The 15327-nt window shown below is 31.6% G+C and carries 13 protein-coding genes; 2 read left to right on the plus strand and 11 right to left on the minus strand.

The genetic code is table 11. From position 1 onward, the window contains the following. Positions 1 to 12 precede the first annotated feature (12 nt). From OLM54_RS16375 to OLM54_RS16400, 6 genes are all read right to left on the minus strand, one after another. Positions 13 to 591, minus strand: coding sequence for an OmpH family outer membrane protein (locus OLM54_RS16375; protein ID WP_264535645.1), 579 nt, complete (start codon positions 589 to 591; stop codon positions 13 to 15). Positions 592 to 838: 247 nt separating this feature from the next. Further along, the gene (locus OLM54_RS16380; protein WP_264535646.1) at positions 839 to 1687 is read right to left on the minus strand and encodes a class I SAM-dependent methyltransferase; all 849 of its coding nucleotides are present in this window, start codon (positions 1685 to 1687) and stop codon (positions 839 to 841) included. Positions 1688 to 1770: 83 nt separating this feature from the next. Beyond that, a complete protein-coding gene (locus OLM54_RS16385) occupies positions 1771 to 2247 on the minus strand; it encodes a GNAT family N-acetyltransferase (RefSeq protein WP_264535647.1) in 477 nt (158 codons plus the stop codon). 403 nt (positions 2248 to 2650) lie between these two features. Beyond that, positions 2651 to 4522, minus strand: coding sequence for a tRNA uridine-5-carboxymethylaminomethyl(34) synthesis enzyme MnmG (gene mnmG / locus OLM54_RS16390; protein WP_264535648.1), 1872 nt, complete (start codon positions 4520 to 4522; stop codon positions 2651 to 2653). Positions 4523 to 4940: 418 nt separating this feature from the next. Further along, positions 4941 to 5360: an rRNA maturation RNase YbeY gene (ybeY, locus tag OLM54_RS16395; RefSeq protein ID WP_264535649.1), complete on the minus strand. Its 420-nt coding sequence runs from the start codon at positions 5358 to 5360 to the stop codon at positions 4941 to 4943. Continuing rightward, complete coding sequence (locus tag OLM54_RS16400; RefSeq protein ID WP_264535650.1) at positions 5357 to 8770, minus strand: DUF4175 family protein; 3414 nt, start codon at positions 8768 to 8770, stop codon at positions 5357 to 5359. Before OLM54_RS16400 ends, ybeY begins: the two co-directional genes overlap by 4 nt. A 164-nt stretch (positions 8771 to 8934) precedes the next feature. Here OLM54_RS16400 and gltX point away from each other — a divergent pair, with 164 nt between their 5' ends. Further along, positions 8935 to 10440 (plus strand): glutamate--tRNA ligase, encoded by a 1506-nt coding sequence (gltX, locus tag OLM54_RS16405; protein WP_264535651.1) that lies wholly within the window; start codon positions 8935 to 8937, stop codon positions 10438 to 10440. A 32-nt stretch (positions 10441 to 10472) separates the two neighbouring features. Here gltX and OLM54_RS16410 read toward each other — a convergent pair whose 3' ends face one another. Further along, positions 10473 to 11972, minus strand: coding sequence for a hypothetical protein (locus OLM54_RS16410; protein ID WP_264535652.1), 1500 nt, complete (start codon positions 11970 to 11972; stop codon positions 10473 to 10475). A gap of 143 nt (positions 11973 to 12115) precedes the next feature. Here OLM54_RS16410 and OLM54_RS16415 point away from each other — a divergent pair, with 143 nt between their 5' ends. Further along, positions 12116 to 13099, plus strand: a complete 984-nt coding sequence (locus OLM54_RS16415) for an SPFH domain-containing protein (protein WP_264535653.1) — start codon at positions 12116 to 12118, stop codon at positions 13097 to 13099. An 18-nt stretch (positions 13100 to 13117) separates the two neighbouring features. On the opposite strand, the gene OLM54_RS16420 is transcribed toward OLM54_RS16415, so the two are convergent. The 4 genes from OLM54_RS16420 to OLM54_RS16435 all read right to left on the minus strand — a co-directional run bounded on the left by OLM54_RS16420 (position 13118) and on the right by OLM54_RS16435 (position 14693). After that, positions 13118 to 13372 (minus strand): DUF6327 family protein, encoded by a 255-nt coding sequence (locus OLM54_RS16420; RefSeq protein ID WP_264535654.1) that lies wholly within the window; start codon positions 13370 to 13372, stop codon positions 13118 to 13120. Between the two features lie 3 nt (positions 13373 to 13375). Continuing rightward, complete coding sequence (locus tag OLM54_RS16425) at positions 13376 to 13726, minus strand: competence protein (protein WP_264535655.1); 351 nt, start codon at positions 13724 to 13726, stop codon at positions 13376 to 13378. 72 nt (positions 13727 to 13798) lie between these two features. Continuing rightward, positions 13799 to 14125 carry a YtxH domain-containing protein gene (locus OLM54_RS16430; RefSeq protein ID WP_264535656.1) on the minus strand — a complete coding sequence of 109 codons (327 nt, stop codon included), beginning with the start codon at positions 14123 to 14125 and terminating at the stop codon, positions 13799 to 13801. A 91-nt stretch (positions 14126 to 14216) separates the two neighbouring features. Next, a complete protein-coding gene (locus OLM54_RS16435; protein ID WP_264535657.1) occupies positions 14217 to 14693 on the minus strand; it encodes a hypothetical protein in 477 nt (158 codons plus the stop codon). Positions 14694 to 15327: the final 634 nt, after the last annotated feature.

The following is a 15327-nucleotide window of genomic DNA, read 5'->3' on the forward strand; positions in this document are numbered from 1 at the left end:
GTTAGTTTGGTATTATTTTTTAGCTTCTTCGCCTTCTTTAGCAGCAGGTTTGTCAGCTTTTGGAGCATCTTTGTACTTATCATTCAAAGCTTTAATGATATCTTTTGTGATGTCATATTTCTCTTCAGCGTATAGTATTGAAGCTGCATCACCAGTCCCGTAGATATAAGAATAACCGTTTTTCTTACCGTAATCTTTAATGAATTTTTTAACACCGCTTACAAGAGAATCCATTTCAACACCGCTTTCTTGTTGCAATTGTTGCGATAATGCTTGTTGAGCATAACTTAATTGCTGCTCTCTTTTTTGCAGTTCAGCACCTCTTTGTTGAGCCCAGGCTTGTCCGTTTGCTTGTGCCTGACTTTGAAAATTAGCAGCGTCTTGTTTAAAACGAGTAATTTCCGCTTGTAGCTGTCTTCCCTTTTCTTCTGCTTGAGCTTTATATTTTGCTTCAAGATCTTTTGCTTCAGTGTACTCTTTCATTAAAACTGAAGTATCAACGTAAGCTGTTTTTACTTCCTTAACCTCTGCTGTTTTATTACACGAAACAACCAAAATTGAAAGTGCGATAATTACTAATGCTTTTTTCATTTTCTAAATTTCTAATTTTTTTAATGTATTGAAGACAAAAATATAAAAAAATAAATAGCATCAACATAAAGTTTAAAAAATGCTCGAATTTTATGATATTAGTTTTCCTTATAGCTCTTAAACTTACTATAAAATATCACTATTAAAAGTGGCTTTTATAGCTTTTGTTAGAGCTCGTTTCTCAAAAAAGAGGATATTTCTCCTCGCCAGCACCAAAATAGTCCTGCAAACACGCTTATTTTGCGTTTTAGCTGTTTTTTATGACGTAAATGTGCGATGAATACTCTTTCGTACCGCCTGCTTTTAAATTTGATCGTAAACCAACAAAAAATGCATTGATGTAATTCATTTTTCCCGTTTTGTATTTTTCAGATAATAAGCTCACATAAAAAGAATCAAATTTCATTGGAAGCACTTTTTCCAATTTCATATCGACTTTTTGAAAAAGCGACTGAATCGCTTTTTTTGAGAAATGCCAAAAATGAATTGGCACATCATAAGCTGCCCAAAATTCATTATAATATTTTGCGTCGTACGATTTAAAATTTGGAACCGCAACAATTAATGTTCCAGTTGGTTTTAGCAAACGCTTCAATTCCTGAATTTGAAGTTCTAAATTTGGAACGTGTTCTAAAACGTGCCACATTGTAATTACGTCAAAAGAATTATTTTCAAGTTCGCTAATTTCTTCCACAAAAGAAATTCCTTTTTGCTTTGCGATATTTTTTGCTCTGTCGCTTGGTTCTACTCCAACAGTTTCCCAACCATCATTTTTTGCCGTTAATAAAAAATCTCCGGTTCCGGCACCAATGTCTAAAATTTTTCCTTTTTGAGATTGTTCAGCATTTATTAAATTGAGTTTATTTTTTAAAGCAATATTTTTCACAAAGTGATATGCTTTTTCAAATAACGAACGTTTGTTATCTGTGTGCGAAATATAATCTTCGCTTTCGTAATATCTTCCCAAATTTTGTAAATCTGGTTGCGGAGATGTAATCAACATGTCTAAAGTTTCATCGTAATACAATTCGAAAATTTCTTTAGAAACAGAATGGTCTTTTACAGTAAGAAAATGTTTTTTGTTTAAAACGTCCATTTTTTAATTATAGGTATTTTTGGTTTAATGTTATAGCAAACCCTAAAAGTAAAATTTCACTTTTAGGGTTTCATTTTTAATATTTATATTTTTTCTTCGCTTCTCCAATTAATTTTTACAGCCGACATTTTTTCATTTTCAATTCTGGTTTCTGTCAAAATTGTAAAACCATTTTTAATATAAAACGGCATTGGAGATTTATAGAATTCATTATTTTGTTTTAATTCCTTTTCGTTATCAATTACCCAACCATTCAAACTAGTGTTTTTCTTTTTAATTTGATTGATCAAAAGCGAGCCGTTTCCTTTTCCCTGAATTTTGCTGTCCAAAATTATAGCAAACCAATCTTCTCCTTCTCTCAAAAAAGTAAATGTCCAACCAATAATTTTGTCTGAATCATCAAACAGTAAATAATGTTTTGTATTCGAAAGTCCGTTTAAATAGATTTCAAAATCTTCAATAGTTTTTAAATGCAATCTTGCCGGATATTCGTTGTTCCAAATCTCACGTAGAATTTCTTTTTCTTCTAATGATAAAATTTCTTTTTCAATAATTTTCATAATCCGAAAATTTACATTTAAACTTTTGTTATTCCTAACGAGGACACGAGCGAAAGCGAACTAGCGAAGCAATTTCCATTCAACTTTTTTGTCATTCCCTAACAAGGAATGTCCTTTACAATATCGACAAAGATTGGTTCTTTAGATTGAGGAGTTTCTTTCGGAGATTCCTCGGAATGACAAACTATGTCAAAAATCTTTATAATGTTTTTCTATTTCAAAATAGTTTCACGTGGAACAATACAAAAAACAGTCTCAGTATTCAGTTTTAAGTTTACAGTTCTAACTGAATACTTAGACTGGAACTTTCCTATAAGTTTCACGTGGAACAATTCATGTTACAGTCTCAGTATTCAGCAGCTGTTTCAAAACTGCAAACTGAATACTGAGACTGAAAACTTCTCTACCTCCCCATATAAATCAACAAAACCGAAATATCACTTGGTGACACTCCGCTTATTCTTGAAGCTTGAGAAATTGTTACAGGACGAATCTTGCCTAATTTTTGTTTTGCTTCAATCGACATTGATTTAATTTTATTATAATCGAAATTCTCCGGAATCTTCACTTCTTCTAAACGAGTTAGTTTATCTGCGTTGTTTCTTTCCTTTTCGATATAACCAGAATATTTAACCTGGATTTCGGCTTGTTCCAAAATTTCCTGATCAACATCATTGGCTTCGATATACTCCTTTACTTTTTCAAATTTCATCATATCCTCTAAATCAATTTGAGGGCGAGAGAAAACTTTAAACATTTTATCGCCTTGCGTAATTGGAGCTGTTTCTTTTGCTTCTAGAATAGGATTTGTTTCGGCAACCGAAACACTTGTTTCTTTAAAGAAAGCAACCATCTTTTCAGACTCGTTTAACTTCTTTTCCATTCTGCGTAAACGTGCTTCAGAAGCCAAACCAATTTCATGAGACATTGGTGTCAATCTAAAATCAGCATTATCCTGACGCAACAATGTTCTATACTCCGCTCTTGATGTAAACATACGATAAGGTTCTTCTGTTCCTTTTGTAATTAAGTCATCAATCAAAACACCAATATAAGCTTCATCACGTTTTAAAATTAACGGGGCTTTTTCATGCACTTTTAAATGCGCATTTATTCCGGCCATCAAACCTTGAGAAGCTGCTTCTTCGTATCCTGTAGTTCCATTAATCTGTCCGGCAAAATATAAACCTTCGACTAACTTTGTTTCCAAAGTATGTTTTAATTGCGTCGGCGGAAAATAATCATATTCGATTGCATATCCAGGACGGAAGAATTTCACATTCTCAAATCCAACAACAGAACGCAACGCTTTAAATTGAATATCTTCCGGAAGCGAAGTTGAAAATCCGTTTACATAAACTTCACAAGTATTCCAACCTTCCGGTTCAACAAATAATTGGTGACGCTCTTTATCAGCAAAACGATTTATCTTATCTTCTATCGAAGGGCAATATCTTGGTCCAAGACTTTTAATTCTTCCGTTGAACATTGGCGAACGATCAAAACCTTCTCTCAAAATATCATGAACTTCCAAAGACGTATATGTCATGTGACAAGATCTTTGAAGCGTTAACGGAACGGTTAAATCCGAATAAGAAAACTTATCCGGTTTTGCATCTCCTTTTTCTTCGTTCATTTTAGAATAATCCAAAGAACGTCCATCAACTCGTGGCGGTGTTCCTGTTTTCATTCTGCCTGCTTCAAAACCTGCTTTAACCAAATCTTCGGTAATTCCGGTTGCAGCACTTTCGCCTGCCCTTCCACCACCAAATTGTTTTTCACCAATATGAATTAAGCCATTCAAAAAAGTTCCATTTGTCAAGACAACAGATTTAGATCGAATCTCAACTCCTAACGAAGTTCTGATTCCTTTTATCTTTCCGTTCTCGATAATCAAACCTTTTACCATCTCTTGGTAGAAATCCAAATTTGGAGTTCCCTCCAACATCATTCTCCATTCTTCGGCAAAACGCATTCGATCACTTTGAACTCTTGGCGACCACATTGCAGGTCCTTTTGATTTGTTCAACATCTTAAATTGAATTGCAGTTCGGTCAGAAACAATTCCTGAGTATCCTCCAAGCGCATCAATTTCACGCACAATTTGTCCTTTTGCAATTCCGCCCATCGCCGGGTTGCAAGACATTTGCGCAATGTTCTGCAGGCTCATTGTAACCAATAAAGTTTTTGAACCCAAATTTGCAGCGGCGGCCGCAGCTTCAGATCCAGCATGACCTGCACCAACAACTATAACATCGTATTCTTCTAAAAACATTTTATTTTTTATTCTCTGGGATACCGTTTAAGTCGGTTCTCAGAATTAACTTTATACTCTTTTGTTCCACGTGGAACAGGTTTTTTGTTTCAGGTTTTTCTTGCTTCAAGTTTCAGGTATCACCCGATATAAAGTTCTACATGAAACATCTTTACTTTTCTTTTCTTAAAACATCAGATCAAATTTTAAACTAAATGTTCCACGTGAAACATTTCAATACAGGATTAAAAACCTTATCCTGTTCCACGTGAAACATTTTAAATTCAATATTAAAATTGAGATTTTTTTAATTGTTCCACGTGAAACATCTTTTAAAACATTAATTCAAAATAGCGTGTTTCACGTGGAACAATTAAAACATGTTTCAATAATAATTTTAAGCCTGAAGCCTGAAACAAGAAAAACCTGAAACTACTTTCTACTGTTCCACGTGAAACATTGCTATCTTTTCATCCTCTTTCGAACGCATTAAATCTGCATCTTTTTCTGATTTATCTTTGTATCCACAGTAATGTAATATGCCGTGAGCAAGAACTCTTTTTAATTCTTCTTCAAAAGAAACATTAAAATCCTTCGCGTTGTCTTCTACTCTTTCTACAGAAACAAAAATATCTCCGTTCAATTCGTTTCCAACTGTGTAGTCAAAACTAATAATATCTGTAAGCGTATCGTGATTAAGATATTCTACATTTATCTTATGAAGATATTCATCATCACAAAAAATGTAATTTATCTCCCCTTCGTTTTTACTTTCAGAAACAATTACAGCGCTCAACCAATCAGAAAAGGCTTGTTCGTTGTCTAAGGTAAATTCGGTTTCGTAATTAAAATTGATCATTTTGTATTAAAATATTCTTGAACCTTTTGATTAAAATTCGAGCGCAAAGGTAGTGATTGTCTATTTAAAATTTCTACACTGTTTAAATATTCTAAAAGTGAGCTTGGTAAAGCATTCGTTCTATTTGTAAATTCAGCTTTATTTGTTTCAGATTGACGTTTCGTATCCTGACCTTGTTGTTGAACTGCATTGTTTAATTTTAATAATTCCTGTTGAATATTAAGTATACGTTGCAGGTTTTCATTCTTAAAACCTTTATTTAAAATCTGCTTTTCTGAAGCTTTCATTTGATCGATTACAGATTTACCTTGAGAATCTAATCCCTGTTTTGCTAATTCTTTTTGCAACGCTTCACGAAGTTTTACTTGTTCTTTATATATCTCCATGATCGCTTCCGCATCTCCTTCTCCATCATTTCCATTCTCTCCGTCTTTTCCTTCGCCACCATTTTTACTTCCCTGTCCATTTTTACTATCACCATTCTTTCCTTGATTTCCTTTTCCTTGTCCTTCTTTTCCATTTCCATCTTTACCACCTTCTTTTCCCTGACCTTGTTTTCCTTCTCCGCTCTGTCCTTGTTTTCCTTCACCGGGTTTGTTGCCTTGCTGCATTCCTTCTTTCATTTTATCACCAAGTCCTTTTTGCTTTTGAATAATATCCGGTAATTGCATTCCTTGTCCGTCACCTGGTTTTGGTTTTCCTGCTCCAGGTTTAGACATAGACATCTGCATGTTGTTTAATAAATCACTTAAAAAGTCGGCCAATTTATTTGCAGATGAAGTGGCATATTGTTGGTGAGAAACTCCTTTTGGAATTTGAACATCAGTCAAAGTTTCGATAGCTTTATCAATATTGTATTGAACATTTCCAATTTCTTTTGTTACATCTTCTGCTACTTTTGGATTACGCAAAGACAATGCAAACAAACTATCATCAACATGTTTGAATTGCTGTTTCAAATTCTGCTGAATCTTTATGTTCTTTGTATATGCAGACGAACCTAATTTCATCGATTTAAATTGTTTCATTACATCTTCCTGAGATAAAGAATATGCTAAAAGATTATCAAGAATCTGACGAAGCATGGCAACATCTTCTTCCAATTGTTCCTGATCGCCGCCTTCCATACTTGACTGCATTTCCTGAGACATGCTTTTCATTTTCTTAGCCGCGCTTTTTTGTTTTGGCTTAGCTGAAGAAGTATTCTTTTTACTTAATTCTTCAGACGCTTTTTGCAAATCAGAATCAACATCTTTTTCTTTTGAAGCATCAGAAGGAATATCAATTGGAGATTTTAAAGTTTTGTTTTCCTGCTTTAAATCTTTTAAATCCTCTTTGATTTTATCAAACGCTTTATTAATATCGTCTTGTTTATCTTTAGTGTTTTCTCCCTCTTTGTTAGAAAGCTTTTCTTGTTCTTCTGCCAATTTGTTCAATTTCTCTGCAACCTGTTCTGCTTTCTTTTCAACATAAAAACGTTTGGTTAACTCAACTAATTGTTCCAAATTACGAGACTGGTTTTTGCTGATTTGTTTGAATTTTTCCATTTTATCAAACAACTCTTCGCTCTGTAATTTGTCATTTAAGTTCTTCAACTCGTCCATTAACTTCTGATTCTTTTCTAAATCTTTCTCTGCATTATCCAGACGCTTTTGTAAATCATCAGCAGTTTTATCTTTCTTTTCAGATTGAAACTTATCTAAATTCTTATTCATTTTCTCAGCAAATTGTTTCATCAATTCGTCTTGTTGTTTCTGACGTTTGATAAAATCATTTACTTTTTGCTGATCTTTAAATTCTAAATTATCTTTTTCCTTTCCGCTTTTTTGAATCTTATCCATCTCAGAAAATTGTTTATTCTGATTTTTTAAAGACTTTTCTAAACTATTGATATTGTCATTTTGCTGCTGTAATTCCATATCCTGAACTTCATCTGTAGTCGAAACACGATCAGAAAAAACAGAAGACTTTGTACTCTTAAATCCATGAGGCGCATCGTTATCAAAAACCTCAAAATAGTATTCATAAGACACTCCCTCTTCTACTGCAAGATTACTTGGAAAGTTAAAAACGAACTGATCAAAAACGGTTTGCTTTACCGGAATAGTTCCACGCTTTGCCGTTTGCGGTTTGTTACGTTCGTAGTAAACAATCTGTAATTTTGATAAACCGTAATCATCGCTTAATCTTCCTAAGACATAATTTTTATCCAGCTTTAAACTATCCGGCGCAGGCGAAACTGTGATTGTTGGATGCTGATCTTTAATAACAGTCACCTGATAATCTAGTTTTTCGTAGTTTTTGACCTTATTATTCGAAGTAAGGATTTGATATTCTGTGTTTTGACTAATGTTTTTAGCCAATTTAAACTCGTTTTCTGCTTTTCTAAACTTAAATATGGCGTTCTCATCCTTCCAAACAATCTCCTGAGTCGATTGTGTATTCATTTTCCAGGTTACCAAAGTTCCTTCCGGTACGATTGCATTTCCTGTTCCCTGAATAGTTTCTGATTTCTTTTTTAGATAAGATGGAAAATTCAAAACCATTTCGAAGTTTGCAATTGATGGAACTGTGATCACTTTCAATTCATATTCTTCAGATGAAACTGAATTTCCTTCAAATGAAAATTCAACATTTGATACTGGTTTTTCAATCTTGAATTCAAACTTTCCCGGTACAGATGATTCCATAAAATAGCTTTCGCTGCCAATATGAATCATTACATTTTCTGGAACTACATTTCCAACAGATTCTACTTTTACAACAAAATCTTTGTTTTGTTCTGTTTGCAAATTCTCATTTAAAACCATAAATTTAAATGGAGCCGGCGGTAAAAATGTCGCATTAAAATGCACTACTCTATTTAAACTTTGAGAAATAATATTGCTGTTTCCTGAAATATAAAACACAGCAAAAAGCAAAAGTGGTATAATTGCCAATGGCAAATATTTCTTATTTGTTTTAAAATTGATTGCATTTCCAAACGGAATTGGCTGCAATGAATTTGCTTTTTGTTCTATTGAAGCCAACATTAATTCTGAACTTTCAGCTGAATTCTCAGAAGCAGAAAGCTGTAAAAAGTTGGTCAGTTTATCACTTACTTCTGTAAAATGATTTCCAATAATGGTTGAAGCCTGATTATAATCGATCCCTTTTTGAAGTTTGAACAACTTAAAAATCGGGAACAAAATAAATCGGAACAAAAGGAAAACTTCCACACCTATAAATATCCAGAATAAAAGTGTTCTTCCAAGAGGTTTTAACCAAAGGAAATACTCAATAAAAAGCGTAAACAGAAAGTACAATAATCCGAAACCGATAAAAAGAAGTCCTCCTTTTATCAATTCGTTAGTGTAATATTTTTTAATAAACGCTTCTAATTTTAGATATATAGCAGATGTTGTTTTCAAAATAAAATCTCTTTTAATTATAACCCATAAAAGTAGTAATTATAAGTATAAGTTTGAAAGTCAAAAGTCGAAAGTCAAAAGTTCCAATCTTAACACAAAAGCTTTGAGACTTTCGACTTTTGACTTTTGACGAATGTTGTATCTTTGCATCAAAATTTAAACAAATGTCAAAGCAAGTTCGTGTGCGTTTTGCACCAAGTCCAACAGGACCTTTACATATTGGCGGCGTTCGTACTGCCCTATTTAATTATTTATTTGCCAAAAAAAACAATGGTGTTTTTTATTTAAGAATTGAAGATACAGATCAAACTCGTTTTGTTCCCGGTGCCGAAGCTTATATTATGGAAGCATTAGAATGGTTAGGAATTGCTCCTGAAGAAACCGTTGGAAAAAATGAAAAATTTGGTCCGTACAGACAAAGCGATCGTAAAGATTTATACCAAAAATATGCCGATCAATTGATCAATTCTGGTTGGGCATATTATGCTTTTGATACTCCTGAAGCTCTTGATGCTTTAAGAAAAGAACAAGAAGCTGAAGGAAAAACATTTATTTACAATCATACCATTCGTGAAAAGTTAGATACATCTTTGGTACTTTCTGCTGAAGAAGTTGCTAAAAGAATTGCAAATGGAGAACATTATGTGATTCGTTTTAAAACTCCGGTTGACGAAACTTTGCATTTAAAAGATATTATTCGTGGTGACGTAAAATTCGAAACTAGTTTACTTGACGATAAAGTTTTATTTAAAAGTGACGGAATGCCAACGTATCATTTAGCCAATATTGTTGATGATCACTTGATGGAAACTTCACACGTAATTCGTGGTGAAGAATGGTTGCCATCAATGCCGCTTCACGTTTTATTGTACAGAGCTTTTGGTTGGGATGCTCCGGAATTTGCACATTTACCTTTGATTTTAAAGCCCGTTGGAAACGGAAAATTATCAAAAAGAGATGGAGATAAATTAGGATTTCCTGTGTTTCCATTAGAATGGAAAACTGAAGAAGGCATTTCATCCGGTTACAGAGAAAAAGGATTTTTCCCGGAAGCAGTTATAAATTTCCTTGCGCTCTTAGGTTGGAATGATGGAACTGATAAAGAATTATTTTCTTTAGAAGAACTTGTAGAATCTTTTGACTTGAACAGAGTTCATAAATCCGGAGCTAAATTTGATCCGGAAAAAAACAAATGGTTCAATCATCAATATTTAATCAAACAAAATGACGCTGATTTAGCGGAAAGCTTCTCTTCTATTTTAGTTGAAAAAGGCGTTGATATTTCTAAATATGATGTAACAAGGATCGTTTCATTGATTAAAGAACGTGCCCACTTTGTTTCTGAATTTTGGGATTTGACAGATTTCTTTTTCCAGGCTCCAACATCTTATGATGAAAAAGCAAGCAAAAACTGGAAGGAAGAAACACCGGCTTTAATGCAGGAATTGATTTCGACTCTTGAATATATTGATGGTTTTGATTCAGCAAATATTGAAGCAATCGTAAAAGACTGGTTAACGAAAAATGAAATTGGAATGGGTAAAGTAATGCAGCCTTTCCGTTTGAGTTTGGTTGGTGCTTTAAAAGGTCCTCACCTATTTGACATTGTTGAAATTATAGGAAAAGAAGAAACTATTTCAAGAATTCAAAAAGCAATTGCTACTTTATAAAACAAAAAAGCTCCCAAATTGGGAGCTTTTTTTTAGTCTTTAAATAAGAGAACTTTATAATATTCTTTGTTATCAGTTTCAATTAACCAAATTCCCTGATCAGAAAAAACAGTTTCAAAATAAACTGAATTTCCCTTACTTGGAATTGTTTTTAAATAGCTATCCATAGTTGGACTAAGATCCATCGCAACAAATGAAACAGGTGAAAATGCTTTATTCTTCAAACTTTCTTTGTCGTATGTATTATTAATAAACGCCCTGGTTCTAGCAAAACTTGTCGTATTATTATAATTTACTCTATTCATTTTTAATACATTACCAGAAGATTTATCAATGACAGCATAATTAGAAAACTCAGTAGCTTCATTTACAGAATTAGTAAAAAGAAGTTTTCCATTGTATACAAATAAATTAAGCTTAAAGCTCAAACTACAACATACATCTTCAAAATATTTATCTTTGAGTGGATTAATAGATTCCCATATTTTATTTCCGTCTTTATCAAACTTAAAAATATAAAATCCAACAGGGTCAAAACCTTTATGAATTTTAGATTTCTTATTGGTATAGATTCCATAAACATACATATCACCATTCTTAGAATCTTCGTAATAATTATTGACTGCCTGTACATCCCAAACAAAATTGTCAACATAACCGTTACCACAGGAAGATAAAACAAAAAAGTTGTCCTTTAAATTTAATTTCAGCGCTACATCCTTTATCTTCTTACCTTGAATATCATAAGTAGTTTTATAAATAGTAGTTTCATTTTGTTCTGTTGAAAGTGATTTTGTCACCATATCAAAAGTATCATTTCCTTTTAGCCTGCAACTAAAAGTCACTCCATCCGTTGATTCTATTAATGAATTTCCTTTTAATAAATCTAACTTTGGCGTTTCTAATTTTACTCTGTTTTTTTGGTTGGATTTTAAATCAAAAACCTCTAAATAAAGTTCATCTTTCTCAAAATTAATCTTGTCCTTACCTTTCTGATTTGTAAAACCCAAATCATAAAAATCATTAAAAGAACTATAAAAAAGGCTGTAAAAAAAAAGTTTACCTAAGGACTCTCCTATTCTCTGTTTAAATTGATTATTACTATTTACAACTCCAAAATAATTATTGCCACTCTTTTTAATATCGTCTTTCTTAATACTACCATTATAAACATTATTTAGGTAATATTTTAGATCTGATTTAGTTGATATTTTATCTCCTCCATAGGCTTTAAAAGAATTTTCAGTTACCGAGAATGTACAATTGGCTAATTTTTCATTTTCAAACAAAGTAGATTTACTGCCGTTTTCATCAAAACTATAAGCAGACTTTGTCATGAAAAAAATGGTTTCACCATCCATAATACCTAACGGTACTGTTTCTCCTTTAAAAATTACAAGCTTTTTTGAGTTAGGAAGATATCTAAATCCTGTAGGTTCATTTTTCTTTTCAAACTTTTCATCAACAATAACAGTTTGAGCTGATAAATAAACAGAAGAAAGTAAGGCAATACTAAAAAGTATTCTTTTCATAAATTTTGGTTTTGGTTTTAATTGGAATCAAAAATAGAATAAAAATTAACAAATGAAATCTTCTAAAGAAATTAATATATAGATCAATGTCATTATATAATTCGTAATTTTAAAAAATTAATAAAATCTAAATTAATATCATTATGAGTACAGCACTTATTATCATTTTAGTCCTCGCTTTCTTTATTTTCATGTCGTCCTTCTTTACTGTAAAACAACAAAGTTCTGTTGTAATTGAAAGATTTGGAAAATTCCATAGCGTAAGAAATTCAGGATTACAACTAAAAATTCCAATAGTTGATAGATTGGCCGGACGTGTAAATCTTAAAATTCAACAGTTAGATGTTATCATCGAAACTAAAACGAAAGACAACGTTTTTATCAAAATGAAAGTTTCGGTTCAGTTTAAAGTTATTCAGGAAAAAGTATACGATGCTTTTTATAAACTTGAATATCCACACGATCAAATTACTGCTTATGTATTTGATGTCGTTCGTGCCGAAGTTCCTAAACTAAAATTGGATGATGTTTTTGAGAGAAAAGACGATATCGCAATTGCAGTAAAAAGAGAATTGAACGAAGCAATGACAACTTACGGATATGATATTATCAATACCTTAGTAACAGATATTGATCCGGACATTCAGGTAAAAAATGCAATGAACAGAATTAATGCTGCCGACAGAGAAAAAACGGCTGCAGAATTTGAAGCTGAAAGTTCAAGAATTAGAATCGTTGCAAAAGCAAAAGCCGAAGCTGAAAGTAAACGTTTACAAGGACAAGGTATTGCAGATCAGCGTCGTGAAATTGCAAGAGGTCTTGTAGAAAGTGTTGAAGTTTTAAACAATGTTGGAATCAATTCTCAAGAAGCTTCTGCCTTAATTGTGGTAACGCAACATTATGATACTTTGCAGGCAATTGGAGCCGATGCAAATTCTAATTTAATTTTATTGCCAAACTCTCCACAAGCCGGAAGTGATATGTTGAATAATATGGTCGCATCATTTACGGCTTCAAACCAGGTTGGTGAAATGATGAAAAAGAATAATAAAAAGATAGAAAAACCAAAACCAATTCAGCCACAATCTGGTTACGAAGATGATATTCAACCGGAAACAAAAGAATAGATAAAATAAAAAAGAGGCTTAATTGCCTCTTTTTTTATTAATAAACCAACCAATAATATAAGGTAAAATAGATTGTATAATGCTTACATATGAATTTGAAAAATAATCTTTATAGGAAGAAAATAATCCACCAACAATATTTTGAGGTGTAATAGTTTCCTTTGTTTTTTGAAAACTTAAAACCAATTTCTGATAACTAATTTCTTTCTCCAATTTTAAAATCTCAAGATCTCTTTCGATCTCTGCGTACGAGCTGTATTTTTTTGGTTCCATAAATTAATCGTTAAAAAATATTTCTGAAAATTTCTCTAAGATTGGACCTTCAACAATCTTATCTTTTATTAAGAAAAGTAAAATAGTGACCAAAAGATACATCCCTCCTACTGTTAAAAATCCTAAAGCATAACTTCCGAATATTGCACTAAAAGCAAAAGCTGCCGCTACAGATCCAAAAAGTAAAACCATACTAAAACATAATAAGATTAAAGCAAACTTTAAAATTAAAGTTGTGGATTTCATAGCAACTTTAAAACCCCAAAGTTTGTAATAAGCCAAATGACTTTCGAGATAAACTTTAGCCTGATCCTGAATATTTTCGGTATTCTCTTTTAATTCTTCAAAAGCCATAATTAGATTTTAAGTTAAAAAAAAGCACAAAACCGACTTATAAAAGAAGCAGGTTTTGTGCTTTATGAATTATTATTTTTGAAGTTTAGCGTTTTGAGCTTTTAAATCTGCCAATTTTGATTCTAAAAAAGTAATCACTTCTTCCGTTTTATGACTAACATTTGAAAGTAACTCATCTAAAGTTCCGTCAAGGTTTTGAGTCGCTCCGGCAAATTTTTCACGAAGAACATCAGAAGTAGCTCCTAATGAATCTTTTAAATTGTGTTTTGCATCATCAAAACCTTCTTTTAGTTTAGCTCTTGTATTTGAGCCTTTATCCGGAGCCAATAAAATTCCGATCGCTGCTCCTACTGCAGCACCAGCCAAAATAGCTGCAATTGTATTTGAATTATTTGACATAATATTAAAATTTAAATGAATACTAAAGGTACAGTTTTTTGAAATATAAAAAATTGATTAAAATACATTTACTAAAAATTTAACACTAAAATTAATACATATAAGCTACCGCCTGATATTTACTATCTTTTTCAATGATGCTTACAAAAGGATAACCACTTGAAGCTGATTGAGTTTTGATTCTCATTGCAGTATGATTTTTATTTGCAATTGGCGGTTCTCCTTTTGTTTTTGTCGAAACGCCACTAAAAGCAGCCGCTTGTTTTAAACCTATTGTTTTTTCCTGAGGTAAAACGGTTACCATTTTATAATCTGATTTCGAATCTATTATAACTTTGTTTGATATTTTTTGAGTTTGATTTGTTTGTTTATTGGTAATTTGTGAAACTGCATATTTGCTAATTTTATGTTCTTCAGAACTTCCGTTTAAGGAATAGTAAACTAAATCATTTTCAGCTTTAATAAAATTAACATCAAGTTGTTCCCCATTGTGTTTTGTAATTTGATGTGTTTGAGAAATTGAAATGTTGGCAAATAAAATAGATAGCGTAAAAAATAAAATTTTCATAGATTTAAATTTAAGTGATTAAAAATTATCGTAATGAAATTTTAAATTGAAATACTACACAAAGCTAATTTTATGGAATTTTGAAATTATGTGTCATTTTGAAAAATACTTTTACGCTGAAATATTATCAAAATAAAAATCACAATTGAAATGAGAACATAAATTTGTTTTTTAAGAAATCAGATAGAAATCAATTCAAATAAAAAATGTCTTTCTTAGTTTGAATAATTTCTGTTTTGAATCTTGAGTGAAAATTTCAATTTTATAAAATCATTATTGACTTTTGGTATAAGGCTAAAAATAGCAACTTTATAAACAATTGTATGTTAATAACCCGTTAAACTAAGAAAAATGATAGTTAAAAGTGAAATAAGGCTTAAAAATCAACTATTATTTAAAATATGAGTTAAGAGATAGAAGAACTAAAAAAATGTCTTAAAAATGATTTATGAAAGTCACTTTTTATCTAAAATAACTATAATTTTAATAAATACGATAGATTTAATAAATAATAAATATAATCAACTGTTTATTTAAAATTAATCAAATAAATTGATACGTAAAGTTGATGCAAATTTTGATTTTTGAATCGATTTTTGTGCTCATATTCTAAAATTAGAAGAAACCAGAGTTA

It is taken from the genome of Flavobacterium sp. N1736 (assembly GCF_025947065.1).
Taxonomy (GTDB): Bacteria; Bacteroidota; Bacteroidia; order Flavobacteriales; family Flavobacteriaceae; genus Flavobacterium.

Bases quoted from the DNA above. Each gene is read 5' to 3' on its own strand.
- OLM54_RS16380 (WP_264535646.1), bottom strand. From the start codon at position 1,687: ATGGACGTTTTAAACAAAAAACATTTTCTTACTGTAAAAGACCATTCT.
- ybeY (WP_264535649.1), bottom strand. From the start codon at position 5,360: ATGATCAATTTTAATTACGAAACCGAATTTACCTTAGACAACGAACAA.
- OLM54_RS16430 (WP_264535656.1), bottom strand. From the start codon at position 14,125: ATGTCAAATAATTCAAATACAATTGCAGCTATTTTGGCTGGTGCTGCA.
- OLM54_RS16410 (WP_264535652.1), bottom strand. From the start codon at position 11,972: ATGAAAAGAATACTTTTTAGTATTGCCTTACTTTCTTCTGTTTATTTA.
- OLM54_RS16385 (WP_264535647.1), bottom strand. From the start codon at position 2,247: ATGAAAATTATTGAAAAAGAAATTTTATCATTAGAAGAAAAAGAAATT.
- OLM54_RS16425 (WP_264535655.1), bottom strand. From the start codon at position 13,726: ATGGCTTTTGAAGAATTAAAAGAGAATACCGAAAATATTCAGGATCAG.
- OLM54_RS16420 (WP_264535654.1), bottom strand. From the start codon at position 13,372: ATGGAACCAAAAAAATACAGCTCGTACGCAGAGATCGAAAGAGATCTT.
- OLM54_RS16375 (WP_264535645.1), bottom strand. From the start codon at position 591: ATGAAAAAAGCATTAGTAATTATCGCACTTTCAATTTTGGTTGTTTCG.
- gltX (WP_264535651.1), top strand. From the start codon at position 8,935: ATGTCAAAGCAAGTTCGTGTGCGTTTTGCACCAAGTCCAACAGGACCT.
- mnmG (WP_264535648.1), bottom strand. From the start codon at position 4,522: ATGTTTTTAGAAGAATACGATGTTATAGTTGTTGGTGCAGGTCATGCT.
- OLM54_RS16435 (WP_264535657.1), bottom strand. From the start codon at position 14,693: ATGAAAATTTTATTTTTTACGCTATCTATTTTATTTGCCAACATTTCA.
- OLM54_RS16415 (WP_264535653.1), top strand. From the start codon at position 12,116: ATGAGTACAGCACTTATTATCATTTTAGTCCTCGCTTTCTTTATTTTC.